Source organism: Natrinema gelatinilyticum, assembly GCF_024266705.1.
Classification (GTDB): Archaea; Halobacteriota; Halobacteria; order Halobacteriales; family Natrialbaceae; genus Natrinema; species Natrinema gelatinilyticum.
Genome location: NZ_CP100756.1, coordinates 1,174,986 through 1,191,754 on the forward strand (window position 1 = coordinate 1,174,986; position 16,769 = coordinate 1,191,754).

The window sequence follows — 16,769 nt, forward strand, 5'->3', positions numbered from 1 at the left end:
GAATACTCGCCGAAGGCTTCGAAACGCTGGTAGTGAACGCGACGTTCGGGAGCAGCAACTGTAAAAATTATCAAACGATAGTCAAAAATTGGTAGTTGAACGTGGCGCGGCGGACGGTGCGTTTCGAAAAGATTTACGGTATGGGCATCCCAGTGATTGCTGATGAAAATTCTCGTTACGGTCAAAGAGGTGGCGACCGTCGAAGACGAGTTCGAAATCGATGGTACTGAAATCGCAGATCAGTACCTCGGTGCCGATCTCAACGAGTGGGACGACTACGCAGTCGAAGAGGCCGTTCAACTTCAGGAGGCCGGCATCGCCGACGAGGTCGTGACGGTCACCATCGGTCCGGAAGACTGCGAACAGACCATTCGGCAGGCCCTCGCGAAGGGTGCCGACCGTGCCGTCCGCGTCTGGGACGACTCGCTCGAGGACGTCGACTTGCTGGACGTCGGCGCGAAAACGGATATCCTGAGCGCGGTCGTCGAGGCGGAAGACCCCGACCTCGTACTCACCGGTGTCCAGGCCGGCGACGACAGCTTCGGCGCAACCGGCGTCTCAGTCGCCGAGAACGTCGGCTACCAGTGGGGCGCCGTCGTCAACCACCTCGAGCACGACATCGACGAGGTCGCTTCGGTCCGACGCGAGCTCGAGGGTGGCGTCGAGGAATTGAGCGAGATCCGCCTGCCCGCGGTGCTGACGATTCAGACCGGGATCAACGAGCCCCGCTACGCGAGCCTTCGGGGCATCCGCCAGGCACAGCGCAAGGAACTCGACGTGCAGAGTCTGGCCGACATCGGCGTCGACGAGAGCGCGGTCGAGGGCGACCTCGAGCTGACTGACATGTACGAGCCCGAAAGCGAAAGTGACGTCACCGTCTGGGAGGGCAGCGCCGACGACACAGCTGCAGAACTCGGTGAGCTGCTTCGCGACAAGGGGGTGGCACAATGAGCGACGTTCTCGCAGTCGCGGACCACCGCCGCGGCGACCTGCGCGACGTCAGCTACGAGCTCATCACGGCCGGCCGCGACCTCGCCGACGAGACCGGCGGCGACCTCCATATCGCGGTCATCAGCGGCATCGTCGACGACTTCGCCGACAAACTCAACCGCGACGGCGTCGACGCCATTCACACTGTTTCTCACGGCGAGGAATTCAACCACGACGTCTACACGCAGGCGGTCACCCAGCTCTACGACGAACTCGCCCCGCAGTACGTCCTCACGCCGAACAGCGTCAACGGGCTCGACTACGCACCCGCCGTCGCCAACCAACTCGACCTCCCGGTCGTCACCGACACGATCGGCCTCGAGACCGACGGCGAGACGCTGATAGCGACCCGCGAGATGTACGGCGGCAAGGTCGAGACCACCAACGAGCTCGAGGGCGACGCCGTCGTCACGATTCGCGGCGCCGAGTGGCCCGCCGCGGAAGGCACGGGCGACGCCGCGATCGAGGCCTTCGACGCGGACATCGACGAGGACGCTATCGGATCGACCGTCAACGGCTTCGAGGAAGTCGGCGGCGGCGACGTCGACATCAGTGAAGCCGAACTGCTCGTCTCGATCGGCCGCGGGATCGAAGAAGAGGAGAACCTCGACCTGATTCGCGATTTGGCCGACGCACTCGGCGCGACGCTGTCGTCCTCACGTCCGATCGTCGACAACGGCTGGCTGCCAAAGAACCGTCAGGTCGGCCAGTCCGGGAAGGTCGTCACGCCCGACGTCTACATCGCCATCGGGATCTCCGGGGCGGTCCAGCACGTCGCCGGCATGAAAGGATCCGACACGATCGTCGCGATCAACACGGACCCCAACGCGCCGATCATGGACATCGCAGATTACGCGATCCACGACGACCTCTTCGACGTTGTCCCCGAACTCATCGAGGAATTCCAGTAATCGGACCGCGAACGGAGTGAGCGGCATTTTTCGTCGCGATATCGACGCAGCGCCACCGTAGCCGACGCGTGAGACACTGCTGGAAGCGCGTCGCTTCCGGTACTCGGGCGAATCGGTTCTTCTCAAGTCGTGTGACAGAGCTTCCCAATCGTACGAGGGTAGCGACGAAAGCCAGCGTCACTCGCTGATCTGTCATCCACAGTGGACACACCATCCGTCCTCGATTCGCCCATCTCTTTCCAGATGATCGGCAGGGATAAGTAACATCCAAATAGCCCCGACCGAAGTATGTATGGAATGCCAATTGGAACCGACTGGGAATTATCGATGCTCGTCGTGTGTAGAGGCGACCGCGACCGTCGACAACGTATCGTACTCGGCGGTCGAACGACGTCCTTCGACGCCCCTATTGGGGTCTCGTCGGTCCGAATCGTGGAAACCGATCGCGAAATGGGACGCGAGCGGTCGCGGTCGGGCGGCGGCCTCCCAGCTGCGGGCGGTTCGGATTCGCGACGGGTGATGACAGACGGTGGAACCGTTACCGACATCACGGACGGCCGGATCGACAATCTCGAGGCCGAAATCGCCCGGGCCGAGCGGGCGCTCGAATCGCTCGAGACCGACACAGGAGACCTCATCCAGGCACTTACGACCGTTCGCGAAACCATCTCGGCGCTCGAAGCTCGCGATTCGAACATCGTCACCGAGCTCGACTCGATGACCGACCGCGTCGAGGAACTCGAGGATGGACAGGTCGAGCCGGCGGAACTGGACCGACTCCGAGCGGACGTCGCGACGCTCGAGACGCGCCTCGCCGAGACCCCCAGCGAGGCGGATCTCGAGTCGATCGAAGACGACCTCTCCGACCTGGCGATGCGAGGGTACGTCGACGCACAACTAGACGCGCTCACCTCCGTGATCGACGATGTCGATACGTCGGTCGAGGAACTTGAAACGGCGATTGAGAAAGGTGGTTCCGGGACGTCCGACGTCGACCTGGCAACCGTCGACTCCCTCGAGGCAACCGTCGACACCCTCGAGACTGACGTCGAGTCGCTGGCGGACGGACTCGAATCGCTCGAGGCCGACCTGGCGGAAAGGGAGTCTTGGGAAACCGCAGTCGACGACGAACTTGCCGGCCTCGAAGAGCGGCTCGAAAACCGGGGAAACTCGATCGAGACGGAAGCGTACCCGTCACAGGACGACCTCGAGGCTGTTTCTGCCGACCTCGAATCTGTCGCGGAAGACGTCGAATCGCTGTCAGACGATCTCGAGTCAATCACGGCGGACGTCGAATCGCTGTCGGGCGGTCTCGAATCGATCAGGGAGACCGCAGTCGACGAAACGGACCTGCACACGGCGACAGCGGGGCTGGCCGACGCGAATCGCTTGCGGGACGTAGAGGAGGCGATCCCAATGATCGCCATGACTCTCGAGAACCTCGAGAGCGACGTTTCCGCTCGTCTCGAACGGCTCGACGACTACGACAGCTGGGCGTCGGACGAAGCCCTCGATGCCCTCGAAAATCGCCTCCAGACGCGCCTCGATGGGATTCACTCCGAACTCTCGTCGCTCGATGCGACACTGGACGAGTTCGACGAAACTGTCTTCGAACTTGAACAGTCAGTCGAGTCGACGGACGAGACCGTCCGCGCCATACGGGAGGACCTCCGGGAAGAGACCGGGGCGGTCAACAACGAATTCGAGACGCTTCGAGAACGGATCAGCGTGGTCGAAACACGGATCAGCGAGGTTCCCGACGACACAGCGGATTCCGACCGGGTGAACAGCCTCGCAGAGTCGATTACAGATCTTCGGGAGCGCCTCAAGACGCTCGAACGGGAGACTGTTACTGCGGAGTCGGTAACGGCGATCCAGACGAACCTGGTCCGTACTCGACGGCTCGTCGACACCGTCGACGGGACGGTCGAGCAACTCGAGCCGACCGTCAACGAGCTTCGATCGAACGTCGATGCCGATCACCAGCAGTTGGAAGCGATATCGTCGACGATCGAATCTGTCAAGACGACGATCGAATCGAATTCTGCCCTCGAGTCGGACCTCAAGGACGTCGAATCCAGCGTCGACGAGGTCGAATCCAGCGTCGACGATATCGAGGGACGGCTCGACGGGATCAACGGGAAAATCGAGTCGGACCTCAAAACGCTTCATATGGAGGTCACAGACCTTCGAGAGCAGGTCGAGACGGACGAACGGAGCGTTCTCGAGCAGGTGGTGAAAGACGATGTCTTCGGACTCGTGACGGTCGCATTCGTGGCCATCAGTGCGATTGCCGCCTCGATGGCGTTTTTCGACGGTCAACACGTCTTCACAGCCGTGTTCGTCGCCGTCCCTGTCGTGACCGTACTGGGCGCACACCTCCTGGCCGGGCGCTCCTGACTCAGCCGAGAATCAGTGTCGGCGATCCGAACTCAACCTCGTGTCAATGCGCTCGAAGCAACCCAGTTCATCGTATCAGGGACGACCCTGCCACCGCACTCGAATCCATCTCCGTTCGATCCGTTACGTACTTTTCGTCGCTCTCCTAAACGCCCCCAATGGAATTGCTGGAGCGTCGACGGGCGCTGATCGAGGAACGTCTCGTCGAGGTGGTCGAAGAGGTCGAGCCCGAGACGCTCTCCGAGGAAGTACGTCACGTCGCGCTCTCGGGGGGGAAGCGCGTTCGACCGATGGTGACGCTACTGGCCTGCGAAACTGTCGGCGGCCGAGCCGAGGACGCGGTCGAGTTCGGCGTCGGGATCGAACTCGTTCACACGGCATCGCTCGTCGTGGACGATATCATCGATCGCTCCGAACTCCGCCGGGGGACGACCAGCGCGTGGGCCGAATTCGGCCATGGGCCGGCGATTATCACCAGTGACGGACTGCTCGGCGAGGCGTTCGCGCTCTTTTCCGCGGATCCGGACGCCACCCAAGTCGTCGCGGACGCGATGGTAGAACTCGGCGTCGGGGAGGCGACCGAACTCTCCGCCGAACCCGCGAACGAGGCCGAGTACATGACGCTGGCGCGGCGCAAAACCGGTGCCCTGTTTCGGGCCGCGGCCGAACTCGGTGCGATCGCCGCCGACTCCGATCCCGTCACCGTCGACGCGCTCGGCGAGTACGCCGAACGGGTCGGGGTGGCGTTCCAGATCCGTGACGACGTCCTCGACGCGGTCGCAGATCCCGACGAGCTCGGCAAGCCGACCGGTCACGACGCCGCCCTCGAGCGCCCGTCGGTCGTCCAGGTGACCGATCTCACTCCCGAGGAAGCCAATGCGACCGCCCGATCAGAAGCCGACCGGGCGATCGATGCCTTAGAGCGAGTAGACGTCGTCGATCCGGAGGCACGGAGGTATCTGTTCGAACTGGCGGAGTTCGTCGTTGAGCGCGAGCGATAACCCACCTGTGACAGCGAGAGAGTCCCGCCGTGTCCGGCGTCTGCAGAACACGTCGCGTTCTGCTGGGCATCGAAACCCGTCAGTTTGCTCAGCGGGCGTGCATTGCGTCCGCGTCCACGTTCATCCCGCATCCCTCGGATTCTGGTATTCCACGAGAGTACTGGACGTCACCACCTCGAGAACCGTATGTGTGGATTGGCGTTCACCCGGTCCCACAAACGCGAGCCTGCCGAGTCAGACGCGGACGTGAATCCGAGTGAAGTGGATGGCACCGCCCGCACGGGCCACGCGGATACGGATACGCACGGACACCACGCCTCTCGCCGCCTCTCACGAGGCCCGACGGCGTGCGTGCAACCCGAAAAGTACCCGTGAGGGGAATCGTGCCTCCGGTGGTGTCGGAGCGGCCGACGTCACGCGAGAGGAACCCACGGCGTTCACGCCGGGGAGGATGTCATACTCGCTCTGCCCCTCGTGACCCGTCCTCTCGCTCCGTGTCGGAAAACCTGGATTCCACGACGGCAAAGGTGAGTGTACTCACGATGCCGAGCAGTGTCCCCGCCGTCAGCGCTGCCGCGAGGTAGGTGATACCGACCTCGTCCAAGAAGAACGCGCTCACCGCGTGGAGGACGACGGCGATCGAGAGCACGTAGAAGGGGGCGTTGAGGTAGCGCCACTCGAGCGAGTTGGCGATGTATTCATCGGTGATCTGACCCAGGCTGGTCGTGAGGCCGGCCGCGGCGAACCAGTGGATCGATCCGTAAACGAGCGCGGCGAGCATGACGGGGACACCGACGTCACCGGCGGTCGACTGTTGTACCTCCTCGAGGGTGTCGAACCCGCTGACGCCGCCCAGGACGAACAACGCCGCGGCGACGATGTACGCGAGCAGTGTCGTCCGACCGGCGTACAGCGAGCGGCGACCACGTTCAACGGCCGCGTCGAGCCGGTCTCCCAGCCGGAGCCCCCGCGAGATGAGATAGAATCCCAGCAGCGCGGACGTCGTTCCGAGGACGATTCCCGGCATGTTCAACACGGCCCCGATCAGCGCGAGCGGGTAAATCAACAGGAGAATCCCGAGGGGGATGAGAACCGTCCCGCGCGTCTCGGGGTCGTCGAGCACCTGTTTGATCGTGTAGTACATCGACTCGAGGTTCTGGGCCTGCCGGACGACGACCCGTCGGACGCCGTCGATGGGGACGCGTGAGCGGATGATCGGGATGACGGATTCGTCCTGGGCACCGTCGGTGACGACGAGCGCGGTGACGTCTTCCGCCGTCGAGAGGCTCGCGAGGACCGTGTCGACCTCGTTTCCGACTTCGCGGTTCGCGCTGACGTCGCCTTCGTCGTTGCCGGTGACGACGGCAACCTCGACGCTCTCGTCGCGGTCGGCGAGGTCGTCGTAGATGTGTAATCCCTGAAAAATGACGTTGAGGTCCGAATCCTCCGGGTCTGCCGTCGCGAGGGCAACGGCTGCCTCCTGGACTGAATTGCGACCGATGACCGGCGTCGAAAACCCGGTCTTTCGGCCGAGGTCGTCGTCGAGGTCGACACAGAGGACCAACAGCATTGCGTCGTGGTTGCACGCCGCGGTATTTCCCTCTTCTGGGCCGGCGAAAGCGTCGCCACGTCGGCCCTCGCCACCCCACCCAGCGTCGATTATCGCGGAATCGGTAGCGAAACCGTCGCGAACGGAGTCACTGTGGCGCTGTCGATACGAAGGTGGCTCGTCGAGACCCACGGCATAGGTGGGCACGCCACGGTCCGGATGCGTTTCGCACGGCTTTTGAGTCTCGACCGGGTACGTTCCCTCGAATGATCTCGAAGGGCTGTGAGCAGTGCGCCAAAGGGGGCAAGATGGTCCTGTTCGTCTACGGCTACTGCGACCAGCGCGACTGCTTTTACTGCCCGCTCGGCGAGAACCGCAAGAACGTTACCGACGTCTACGCGAACGAACGACTCGTCGAGACCGACGACGACGTTCTCACGGAAGCCCGACGGATGGAGGCCCTCGGAACGTCGATCACCGGCGGCGAACCGCAGGAGGCGCTCGATCGTACCTGCCACTATCTCGAACTCCTCAAAGCCGAGTTCGGCGAGGACCACCACACCCACCTCTACACTGGCATCACCGGCGGCCGTGAGAACATGCGTCGCCTCTCCGAGGCCGGTCTGGACGAAATTCGCTTTCACCCCCCTTTCGAACGCTGGGGCGACCTTCACCGAACCGAGTGGGAGGACATCCTCTATATCGCACGCGAAGAAGGACTGACCCCCGCGTTCGAAATTCCGGGTATCCGCGCCGAAACGGAATTCCTCGAGTTCTTGGACGAAGGTGCCGCCGAGTTCTGTAACGTAAACGAGTTCGAGATGTCCCAGGGCAACTACCGCCGAATGCAAGAACAGGGCTTCGAACTCAAAGAGGGTCACATGAGCGCCGTCGATGGCTCTCGCGAGGACATCCTCGAGGTGATGGGCGACCACGAGCGGGTCTACTTCTGCACCTCGGTCTTCAAAGACGCCGCCCAGCACCGGCGCCGTCTGAAGCGCATGGCCCGCAACGTCCGCCGGGAATTCGACGACATCACCGACGACGGGACCCTCGTCTACGGCAAAACCTATACCGATCCCGAGCGCCTCGAGGCGCTCGGCGTGCCCGAAGAGTTCTATACCGTCAAGACCAACCACGTCGAAGTGGCCTGGTGGCTCTTAGAAGAGATGATCGACGAGGGTGACCTCGAGGATGGCGAAATCGTCGAGCAGTATCCGACCTACGACGGACAAGTCGTCGAACGAACGCCGCTGGCGTAGCGTCGAGCGTCTTTTCGGTGTGGATTTTTCGAGGAGCAGTGAGCGAACCTGACGAGAAAACAGTACTTGTGACGGCTGACAGCATCACGCCGAAAGGACGAGTGAGGATTGGCCCAGCGAGAACGGGACCGAGCAAATCCGCGTGAACTCACGGAAGAACGCGCACGTAAAACGAACGAAAATCGGCGGAAGAGGGGCTCTCGTCGAGTACTCGTAGACCGACAGTTCGGAAGGGAACGCGGTCAGTTTCGGGCGGGTTTTAGCACAGTATAGAGATCGTTTCACGACAGAAAACGGAGGAGAAAGCGCCGTATCGAGGGAATACCGCCGCTATTGCCAGCGAGCGAGGAGGGAGGGCTTATCGGAGTTGTAATAAAGAGTATCGTGTCGGAACGAGGGGCACGATGGAATTGCGAAACGTCGCTGTGGTGGCGGTTGCATTACTCGTCGTCCTTTCGGGGTGCAGTGCCTTTGGTGGGACACAGACGGATGCGCCGTCGAACGAAACGGGGGACGAACAGAACGAATCGCTCTCAGACGACGAATCGAACGAATCCACCGGTGAATCTGGCTCGGATAACGAGGCTGACTCGGACAACGAGGACAATACGGCAAACGCGGATTGGAGTCCGCCCCAGCCGCCGAACCGGCCGATGGAACGCAAAGACGTCGAGGAGGATCTGCCCGAAATGATCAAGTCCGTGACGTTCGTCGACAAAGTGCCCGCCGAGGACGGCGAGGGCTACTCGAATTTCAACCTCGAGGTCGTCGCCAACACGAGTATGGAGAAGATTGACCCGCCTCACCACGGTACCGTCAGAGGCGAGCCGTACTTCTTCGTCAAAATCAACCAGGGACCAGACAACCAGAAGATCGTCGAGCGCACAGCACAGGTTCCGATGAAAGAAGACGGAACGTTCCACATAGACGTGCGACCGGCGGGGATCGAAGAGTTCGGCGAGACGACGCTGAACGTCGAAGTCTTCCTGATAGACAAGGACAGCGAGTGGGACGACGTGTACGACGCGAACGCGGCGACGATCGAGTTCAATCCGGGGTCCGGCGGGGGGACCGACGGCGGTGACACAAACGAGAGCGAATCTAACGCTATCGAACTCGATTCAGACGAAACTAACGAATCGGAACCGATCGAGGGATAGAGAGATTCGCGGATCAGCCGACCCGGCCGTCGAAACTCAGTCGAACGTGGTCGGGTCGACGCCTGGAAGCGTGATGAGATTTTCCCGCCCGATCCGAAGCTTCTCGATCTCGTTTTCGTCGTCCATCTTCGAGAGCAGTTGTGACACCTTCGCGTTCGACCAGCCGGTTTCGGAAACGATCATGGCTTGCTTCATCCGGCCACCGTTCCTGTTGAGGAGACGGAGGACGCGTTCTTCGTCGCTCAACAATTCTGGGTCGATCTCATCGTCGACGGGTTCCTCGTACTCGAATTCCGTTCCCGGCCTCGGTCCGGTACCAGGGGGGGCTGGTGAATCGACAACCGGACGGCCAATCGCGTTGGATCCACCGTCTCCTTCAGACGTCGGTTCTGTCCGCGACTCGCCGGTATTCTCGCGCCGTCTCAGCAGCGAAAGACGGTCCACTGAGAGCGAAATGTCGACGTCGTCCCGCCGTGCGAAAAGGTACCCGCCAGCACCGACGATGATGGCGAGACCGAGGAATCCAGCGACGAGAACGACCGAACCCGAGAACAGCGTCCCGCTTTCGGCTCCCCGGATGATGGTAATCTCGAGTCCGTCCGTGCCGAACTGGTAGGGCCCCTCCCAGACGAGCGCCCCGTTTTCAGTACCCGTCGGTGCATCGACGAATCCGTAATTGCTATCCGGCGGTTCGATAACGAGCCGCTGACCGTCGGTCAGCGTTCGAAATAGCGGCCCAGAATCCGTCTGCAAGGCATCGCCGGCGTAGATCCGGCCATCGTCGACGGTCGCGAAGTTCGTCCAGGTAAAAGAGTAGGAGATGATTCCCACTCGAACGTCGGCATCGGCAGTCGATCCGTCGTCGTCGGACTCGGGTCGTTCGATTCGGGGCTCGTCCCAGCCAACCTCTCTGATCGACATCTCGCGGTCCGTCGATTCCGACGCGTACCTCGCGTATCTGTGGAACAGTTGCGGATCGTACGGCGCATCTCGTCGCCCCGAGACGATGGCATCGGCGTACTGATTGAACGTGTCGGCCTCGGTATCGTTCGTCACGAGGAACCGACTTTCGATCGTCCACTTCGCAGTACCATCGCTGGTGACGTGAATCCGTATTACCTGCCGGATACCCGGACGCTCGAGCGGCGGTCGGGCGACCGACGAAGACGAGAGAGTGTCGGATCGCTCGAGCGGTGAGGAGAGAGAAGACGACACCGACGGAGGCCGCTCGACGGCCGACGACATCTGTGCCGACGGTGTGGCAGCCACTGCCCCCAGCGGAGTTGTAGCGAGGAGAACTGTGAGGGCGAGTATGGCGGCAGTGGTAATCCGCATGCGTATCAACGGGTGGTTTCCCGGGGGAAAAAACACTTTCCATCGAAAAATAAAACGTTACCGACGGCCGTGAACGGCCTCAAATAAGGCCGAGCGGCCGTAAAATGGGAGTCGAATGGATTTCATCGATAGACGACCAGTTTTTGTATCAGGAGTACGTACAGTGGTGCGATGGACAACGCGACACCTGCCCTCCTCGCGTTCCTTCTCGTTCTCTCGGTACCTGCGATGACCGTCCTTGGGGCGGAAACGGCCGGTGGAACGGAAGATGGATCTAACGCGGCTCTTCAACAACAGGCTTCGCCACAGGTGCGACAAACCGACGTCGCCAACACGACGAACCGACTCCAGCTCACGGGCGATGTACGGAGCGAGTATATCGACTACCGTCCGAACCTCGGAATGGCACTCGCGAGCGCCGACGACGAATTTCGGATCGATCACGAGCAGTACACCCTCGTGGAGGAAGAGTTCGACAGCGCGACCGCATCCGAACGAGCGGCGATGATCCAGCGGGCGTACGAACGACTCGAACAACGAGCCGACGAACTCGAGGAACGCGAACGAGACGCAGTCAGAGCGCATGCTAACGGCAACCGGTCGACGGCCCAACTCCTTCAGACGCTGATGCGAAACCACAACGAAGCAGCAGTGCTTTCTGAGCGCCTCGACGAGTTGGACGCCCACGCAGACAGAATCCCCGATTATTCACTCTCCTCACGGCAAACGCACGTCGACAAGAACGTGTTCGATTTCCACCGAACGTCGCTTCGAGCGAGCCTCGACCGACTTTCGGAAACACCAACTGGCCTGAGTCATCAAAACGTCGTCGTCTCGACGTCCGAGAGCGGGTACAGCCTCTCGATGATGGAGGGGAGCAACTACGTCGTCGAGACGACTCGCTTCGACAATCGAAACGAATCGGCACCCGACCAATTCGAGGACCTCGAGGCGTTCGAACGGACGATGGAACTCTATCCGTGGGCAGACGAAAACGGGTCCCCTCACTTCCAGGACAACAGCCCTGATCACTACTGGACCGAAATCGGCCACAGCCAGGGCCGTCTCGAAATCTACCTCGACTCGGGGACGGGTGACGTCCACCGCGAGGCACAGGAACTCATCGCACCGTCGCTTCCGTCAGAGTCCCTCGGCCCTTGGCAAGGTGACGGGCTCAACATGACGATGAACCGAACGCCGACGAACGGGCCGATCAAAGTGACGATAACGGATCAACAAACCGGTGAACCCGTAAATGCAGCCATCACGTTCGACGGGACCGAGGTCGGCAGAACCGGCGACGATGGATCGCTGTGGGTCACACCACTGATCGGGACGCACCAACTCGAGGCGGAAACGAGCGACGGCGTCGTCAACACGACAGTCACGCGTTGATCAACGGATCTATCCGGATAGGTCCGTTACGGATTTGCCTCGGCGTACCACGACTCGAGCCGACGAGCGGGCTTGCAATGGGAGGTCGAGCGAATGTTTATATGAGAAGGGGCGACCAGACTGGCGCGTGAATCGAGTGCGAGGCCGCGACCAGCAGCGATGGCGGTCAGGCGAAACGCGCGCGGTCAGTCCAACCATCGGCGTGCTCGCGCTGGTCGCACTCACCGTCTGTCTAGCAGCCGTCATCGCCGTTGGAAGTGGCGCGTGGTCGATCGAACCGGGGCCACCAACTGCGGTCTTCGAACTCTCCGCTGACGGGGATCGGTCGACGATCGGTATCGAGAACCGTTCCGGTGAATCGATCGATGTCGGCAGGCTGACGGTGGTGATATCGGTAAACGGTACGAACCTGTCGAAACAACCGCCGGTTCCGTTCGTCGGCGCGAAGGGATTCGACGGTGCGCCCGACGGGCCGTTCAACGCGAAGGGCGATCGGAAGTGGACGACCGGTGAGCGGGCGGTCCTCTCTATCGCCGAGACGAATAGCCCGGCGCTCGGAGTCGGCGATTCGGTCACGGTTACGCTCGTCGTCGATGGACAGCTGATAGAGAAACTCGAGGGGGTGGCGACGTGAACGCCCGAGAACAGCAGTGGACGAGCCGATGGGAGACGAACGCCGCTGAACTCGTTGCCCGGACGTGACTCATACGGACTACTGTACGTCATTGCCGGTACAACCGCGACCGACCTGCGGTTGCACCGGTACATCGTTACAGCAGACCGTATCACTCGGGGGCGCGGCCAATCGTCGTGATTGCAACGTCGGGATCGTACGACGGCCCCATGAAAGCGTGTTTTACGTCCTCGAAGCCGGCCGTCTTAAACATCCGGTCGGCCTCGTATTCGTCGTAAAAGAGCATGATCGCGTCGGCGAGACGCTGGGTGATCGGGTTGTCCGGGTAGTTCGGCCCAACGACGAGTACCTGACCGCCTGGTTTGAGGACGCGGCGGATTTCCCGGAGCGCGAGAATCGGGGTCGGCCAGTACTCGATCGATCCAGACGACCAGACGACGTCGAACGTGTCGGTCCTAAACGGCAGTCGCTCGGCGTCACCACGATGGAAGTGGACCGGCGGGGCGCGTTTACCGAACTTCTCGTAAGCCTGTGCGAGCTGGTGTTCGCTCTGATCGAGGGCGTAGACCTCGCCGACGTGTTCGAGCAGACCTTCGGTCCCGAAGCCGGTTCCGCAACCGACGTCGAGGACGGTCATGTCTTCCTCGAACTCGAGCAGCGAAAGCGCTTCGGCGCGCATCTCTTCGGTCCAGACGAACGGGTTCACCTGATCGTAGACTCGCGAGAGGTACTTGTAGAACAGTCGGGCCCGTGCCTTGTTCTCGAGAAGTCCCATTAGTGAAGAGTTTCGGTCGGGTCGGCATATGTCTGCTGTTCCCGGTGCTGTACGCGAGGGGTGACCACCTCCCCACCCTACTCGCTCACGGCTGACGCCGGTCGCTCCGTGAGGATGGGACATCCTGTTTTCACGACGGTGTCAGGCCTCGTCTGACAGCCTGTCGAGATTCCCTCGACAAACGCGCGTTACATGAACCCAAGAAGAGACGGAGGTCCCATCGGGAGCGCATCTCCGCAGGCGTTCGAAAATCGTGGCGCGATTTTCATACCCCCTCAAAATTGTTCTGTGACTCTGAGGACGTTGATTCCGGACAGCCCGTCCCTCCGTGCATCGGATCGCGTTCCAAGATGTTGTACGCTACGTTCCAGTCCCTGTCGGCCGTGAAGCCACCGGAAGGATAGGAGTGTCTGCGGACCCACAGCGGTTTCTCGGTCGAAACGCCACGTCCCTGTTCGTTCCTTCCCTTTTGTCGGCGCTCGCTGAGGAACGGACAGTAGCGCCTCAATTTGGGTAACACGAAGTTACCGATGGCTCAGCACCGGCTCGTGTCGAGACACTTTCGCAACTACCATATACGCGCTCTGGCAAACATCCGACTGCTTAGAGTATGCCGAGGCCAGAGGTTCTCGAACGAATTAAGTCGGCGGAAGCGGAGGCCGACGAGATCGTCGCAAAGGCAAACAACGACCGCGACGAGCGAATAGCCGAGGCCCGGGAACGCGCCGAGGAGATTCGCACGGAAGCGGAACAGGAGGCCAGGGAGTTAAAGGAGCGCCGCCTGGAGGAGGCTCGCGAGGAAATCGATCAGGAGTGCGAGCAGGTCCTCGAAGAAGGCGAACGGGAGCGTAAAGAACTCGCCGAGCGCGCCCGGAGTCGGATCGACGAGGTGACCGAACACGTCGTCGAACTGTTCCAGGAGGACGTTCATGCTCAGACCTGAACGGATGAGCAAGGTCTCGGTGACCGGCTCTAAGAGCGTGATGCCCACGGTCATCGAGACGATTCACGAGGTGGGTCTGGTTCACCTCTCCGACTACGACGGGTCCTGGGAGGCATTCGACAACGGGAATCCGATCGGACGGGCCGACGAATCCTCCGAGAAGTTGGTGACTGTCCGTGCCCTCGAGAGCACCCTCGATCTATCGGCTGACGAAGCCAACCCGGCTGCACTCGAGGAGGGCTGGGAAAGAAAACTCGAGGAAATTCGAACGCGGGTCAACGAACTCGACGACAGACGAACGGAGATCAACGACGAACTCCGGCAAATCAACGAGAAGATAGACGGCGTCGCTCCGTTCGCAGAGCTGGGAATCGATCTGGACCTGCTGTCCGGGTACAAGTCGGTCGACGTGCTCGTCGGCGAAGGCTCGCTCGAGGACGTCGAGTCCGCACTCGAGGCGTCCGACGACGTCGGTGCCTTCGAGACGTTCACCGGCGGCGACGTCGTGGCGGTCGTGGCCGAACCAACGGAGGACGGCGACGAAAACGCGATCGACGAGGCACTGGTCGGAGTCGAATTCACCCGCTACGAGGTTCCGGAGACGGACCAGAGCCCCGCCGACTACGTGTCAAATCTCGAGAATCGAAAGCGCGACCTCGAGTCACAGCTCGACGACGTCGACGCGGGCCTCGAAGAGATCAAGCGGAAGGAGGGGTCGTTCCTCCTGGGTGCAGAACAAGAGCTGACGGTCGAGGTACAGCAGGCGGAGGCGCCGCTGCAATTCGCGACGACTGACCACGCGTTCGTCGCGGAGGGATGGCTCCCGAGCGACGAGTACGATCGCCTCGTCGCGGCGCTCGACGGCGCCGTCGGCGACAGCCTCGAGATCGAAGAACTCGTCCGGGCGGACTACAATGACGAGGGCTATCCGACGCGGACGGAAGAGGTAGACCACGGCGGCCCCAGCGACACGGAGGGGATGACCGAAGAGGAAGAAGAGGAGGTACAGGAGGCGCTTGCCGACGGCGGCACGACGACCGGAAGCGCCGGCGTCGTGACGATGGTCGACGAACCGCCGGTCATCCAGGACAACATCGGCCCGGCGAAGCCGTTCGAGTTCCTGTTGCGGCTGATCGACCGGCCCCGCTACAGCGAACTCGACCCGACTATCGTTCTACTGTTGACGTTCCCTGCGTTCTACGGATTCATGCTGGGCGACCTCGGCTACGGGATATTGTACACCATTGCCGGATACACGCTGTATAGCCGCTTCGACGAGGACATCGTTCGAAGCCTGGGTGCGATCGGCATCTGGGCCGGCGGCTTCACGATGCTATTCGGCATCCTGTACGGCGAAATCTTCGGGATGCACGTGCTGGGAGAGGTTCTCTTCGGTGGCAGTCCACCGCTGCACAAGGGACTTCAGCCAGTGTACGCGAAGTACGGTCAGACGTGGCTGCTAGTGAGCGTCCTCATCGGACTGGCTCACCTCACCGTGGGATACATCTTCGGATTCGCCAACGATCTCGACCACGGCGTCGTCGACGCGTACCTCGAGAACGGCTCGTGGGCGCTTCTCATGATCGGCGTCTGGGTGTGGATCCTCAGTCGCCACGGTGAGGGCGTCAAGCCGGACTTCCTGTACACCTCGTTCGGCACTGGTTCCGAAGCCGCCTACGAACTCGGCTTCACCGGCTTCACCGCCGAGACCGGCCTGATGGTTGGACTGCCGCTCGCGGCGATTGGGCTCGCAACGATGATCTACGGGGAGGTCAGACACTACGGCGTGCTCGGCGTCATCATCGGCGGTCTCGAGAGCTTCAACGTCCTCGGTGACGTCCTCTCGTACCTCCGAATAGCGGCGGTCATCCTGGCGAAGGCAGGCATGGCGTTCGTCGTCAACATGCTGTTCTTCGGTGTGTACGTCGTCGGCGAAGGCGAGCACGCGGAGTGGCACTTCGGCACGAGCCACGCCCCACAGGAGATGCTCGAGCAGGGTACCTACCACGGTCACGAAGTGACCGAGGTTATGTTCGGCGGCTTGCTTCACGGCGGCATCGTGATGGCCATCCTGGGCGTGTTCATCCTCGTCCTCGGCCACATCGTCGTCCTCCTGCTCGGCGTGACGAGCGCCGGCCTGCAGGGAATCCGTCTCGAGTACGTCGAGTTCTTCAACAAGTTCTACGAAGGCGGCGGGCGGGTATTCGAGCCTTTCGGCGGAATTCGATCCGACGACGAGAACTGACCTCGCACCCCACCCGCCGATCCCGTTATCGTCACGCTTGCTAACCCCCCACAAATTTTTCCGCTCGAATCGAAAAGATAATACCCTCGGGAGCCCCGTACTGACGGTTAGGCCGCCAAAATCGGCAATTTGGTTTGGGAAGTTTTAAGAAGACGCTGGGGAGTAGTAC

Annotated in this window: 13 protein-coding genes; 10 read left to right on the top strand and 3 right to left on the bottom strand. The window is 61.6% G+C overall.

What is annotated here, in order from left to right; translation table 11 throughout:
* The first annotated feature begins 162 nt into the window (after positions 1-162).
* The 4 genes from NJU76_RS05735 to NJU76_RS05750 all read left to right on the top strand — a co-directional run bounded on the left by NJU76_RS05735 (position 163) and on the right by NJU76_RS05750 (position 5,302).
* Complete coding sequence (locus NJU76_RS05735) at positions 163-951, top strand: electron transfer flavoprotein subunit beta/FixA family protein (protein ID WP_254531833.1); 789 nt, start codon at positions 163-165, stop codon at positions 949-951.
* Positions 948-1,901 (top strand): electron transfer flavoprotein subunit alpha/FixB family protein, encoded by a 954-nt coding sequence (locus NJU76_RS05740; protein WP_254531834.1) that lies wholly within the window; start codon positions 948-950, stop codon positions 1,899-1,901. Before NJU76_RS05735 ends, NJU76_RS05740 begins: the two co-directional genes overlap by 4 nt.
* Positions 1,902-2,198: 297 nt before the next feature.
* Positions 2,199-4,301 (top strand): hypothetical protein, encoded by a 2,103-nt coding sequence (locus NJU76_RS05745; RefSeq protein ID WP_254531835.1) that lies wholly within the window; start codon positions 2,199-2,201, stop codon positions 4,299-4,301.
* Positions 4,302-4,459: 158 nt separating this feature from the next.
* Complete coding sequence (locus NJU76_RS05750) at positions 4,460-5,302, top strand: polyprenyl synthetase family protein (RefSeq protein WP_254531836.1); 843 nt, start codon at positions 4,460-4,462, stop codon at positions 5,300-5,302.
* A 454-nt stretch (positions 5,303-5,756) separates the two neighbouring features.
* Here NJU76_RS05750 and NJU76_RS05755 read toward each other — a convergent pair whose 3' ends face one another.
* A complete protein-coding gene (locus NJU76_RS05755; protein ID WP_254532583.1) occupies positions 5,757-6,872 on the bottom strand; it encodes a DUF373 family protein in 1,116 nt (371 codons plus the stop codon).
* 245 nt (positions 6,873-7,117) lie between these two features.
* On the opposite strand from NJU76_RS05755, the gene NJU76_RS05760 reads away from it, so the two are divergent.
* Together NJU76_RS05760 and NJU76_RS05765 are read left to right on the top strand one after the other, a co-directional pair.
* Positions 7,118-8,113, top strand: a complete 996-nt coding sequence (locus NJU76_RS05760) for a radical SAM protein (RefSeq protein WP_254531837.1) — start codon at positions 7,118-7,120, stop codon at positions 8,111-8,113.
* A 404-nt stretch (positions 8,114-8,517) separates the two neighbouring features.
* Positions 8,518-9,273 carry a hypothetical protein gene (locus NJU76_RS05765; RefSeq protein WP_254531838.1) on the top strand — a complete coding sequence of 252 codons (756 nt, stop codon included), beginning with the start codon at positions 8,518-8,520 and terminating at the stop codon, positions 9,271-9,273.
* A gap of 36 nt (positions 9,274-9,309) precedes the next feature.
* Here the strand turns inward: NJU76_RS05765 and NJU76_RS05770 are convergent, their stop codons facing one another.
* Positions 9,310-10,608, bottom strand: a complete 1,299-nt coding sequence (locus NJU76_RS05770) for a helix-turn-helix transcriptional regulator (protein ID WP_254531839.1) — start codon at positions 10,606-10,608, stop codon at positions 9,310-9,312.
* Positions 10,609-10,779: 171 nt separating this feature from the next.
* On the opposite strand from NJU76_RS05770, the gene NJU76_RS05775 reads away from it, so the two are divergent.
* On the top strand, positions 10,780-12,003 hold the full coding sequence (locus tag NJU76_RS05775; protein ID WP_254531840.1) for a DUF7096 domain-containing protein: 1,224 nt from the start codon (positions 10,780-10,782) through the stop codon (positions 12,001-12,003).
* A 127-nt stretch (positions 12,004-12,130) separates the two neighbouring features.
* A complete protein-coding gene (locus NJU76_RS05780; RefSeq protein ID WP_254531841.1) occupies positions 12,131-12,637 on the top strand; it encodes a type IV pilin domain-containing protein in 507 nt (168 codons plus the stop codon).
* Between the two features lie 151 nt (positions 12,638-12,788).
* Here NJU76_RS05780 and NJU76_RS05785 read toward each other — a convergent pair whose 3' ends face one another.
* Positions 12,789-13,412, bottom strand: coding sequence for a methyltransferase domain-containing protein (locus NJU76_RS05785; protein ID WP_254531842.1), 624 nt, complete (start codon positions 13,410-13,412; stop codon positions 12,789-12,791).
* Positions 13,413-14,022: 610 nt separating this feature from the next.
* On the opposite strand from NJU76_RS05785, the gene ahaH reads away from it, so the two are divergent.
* Together ahaH and NJU76_RS05800 are read left to right on the top strand one after the other, a co-directional pair.
* Entirely contained in the window at positions 14,023-14,355 is a 333-nt protein-coding gene (ahaH, locus tag NJU76_RS05795) for an ATP synthase archaeal subunit H (RefSeq protein ID WP_254531843.1), read from the top strand.
* Positions 14,342-16,600, top strand: coding sequence for a V-type ATP synthase subunit I (locus tag NJU76_RS05800; RefSeq protein ID WP_254531844.1), 2,259 nt, complete (start codon positions 14,342-14,344; stop codon positions 16,598-16,600). The genes ahaH and NJU76_RS05800 overlap by 14 nt, the downstream gene beginning before the upstream one ends.
* Positions 16,601-16,769: the final 169 nt, after the last annotated feature.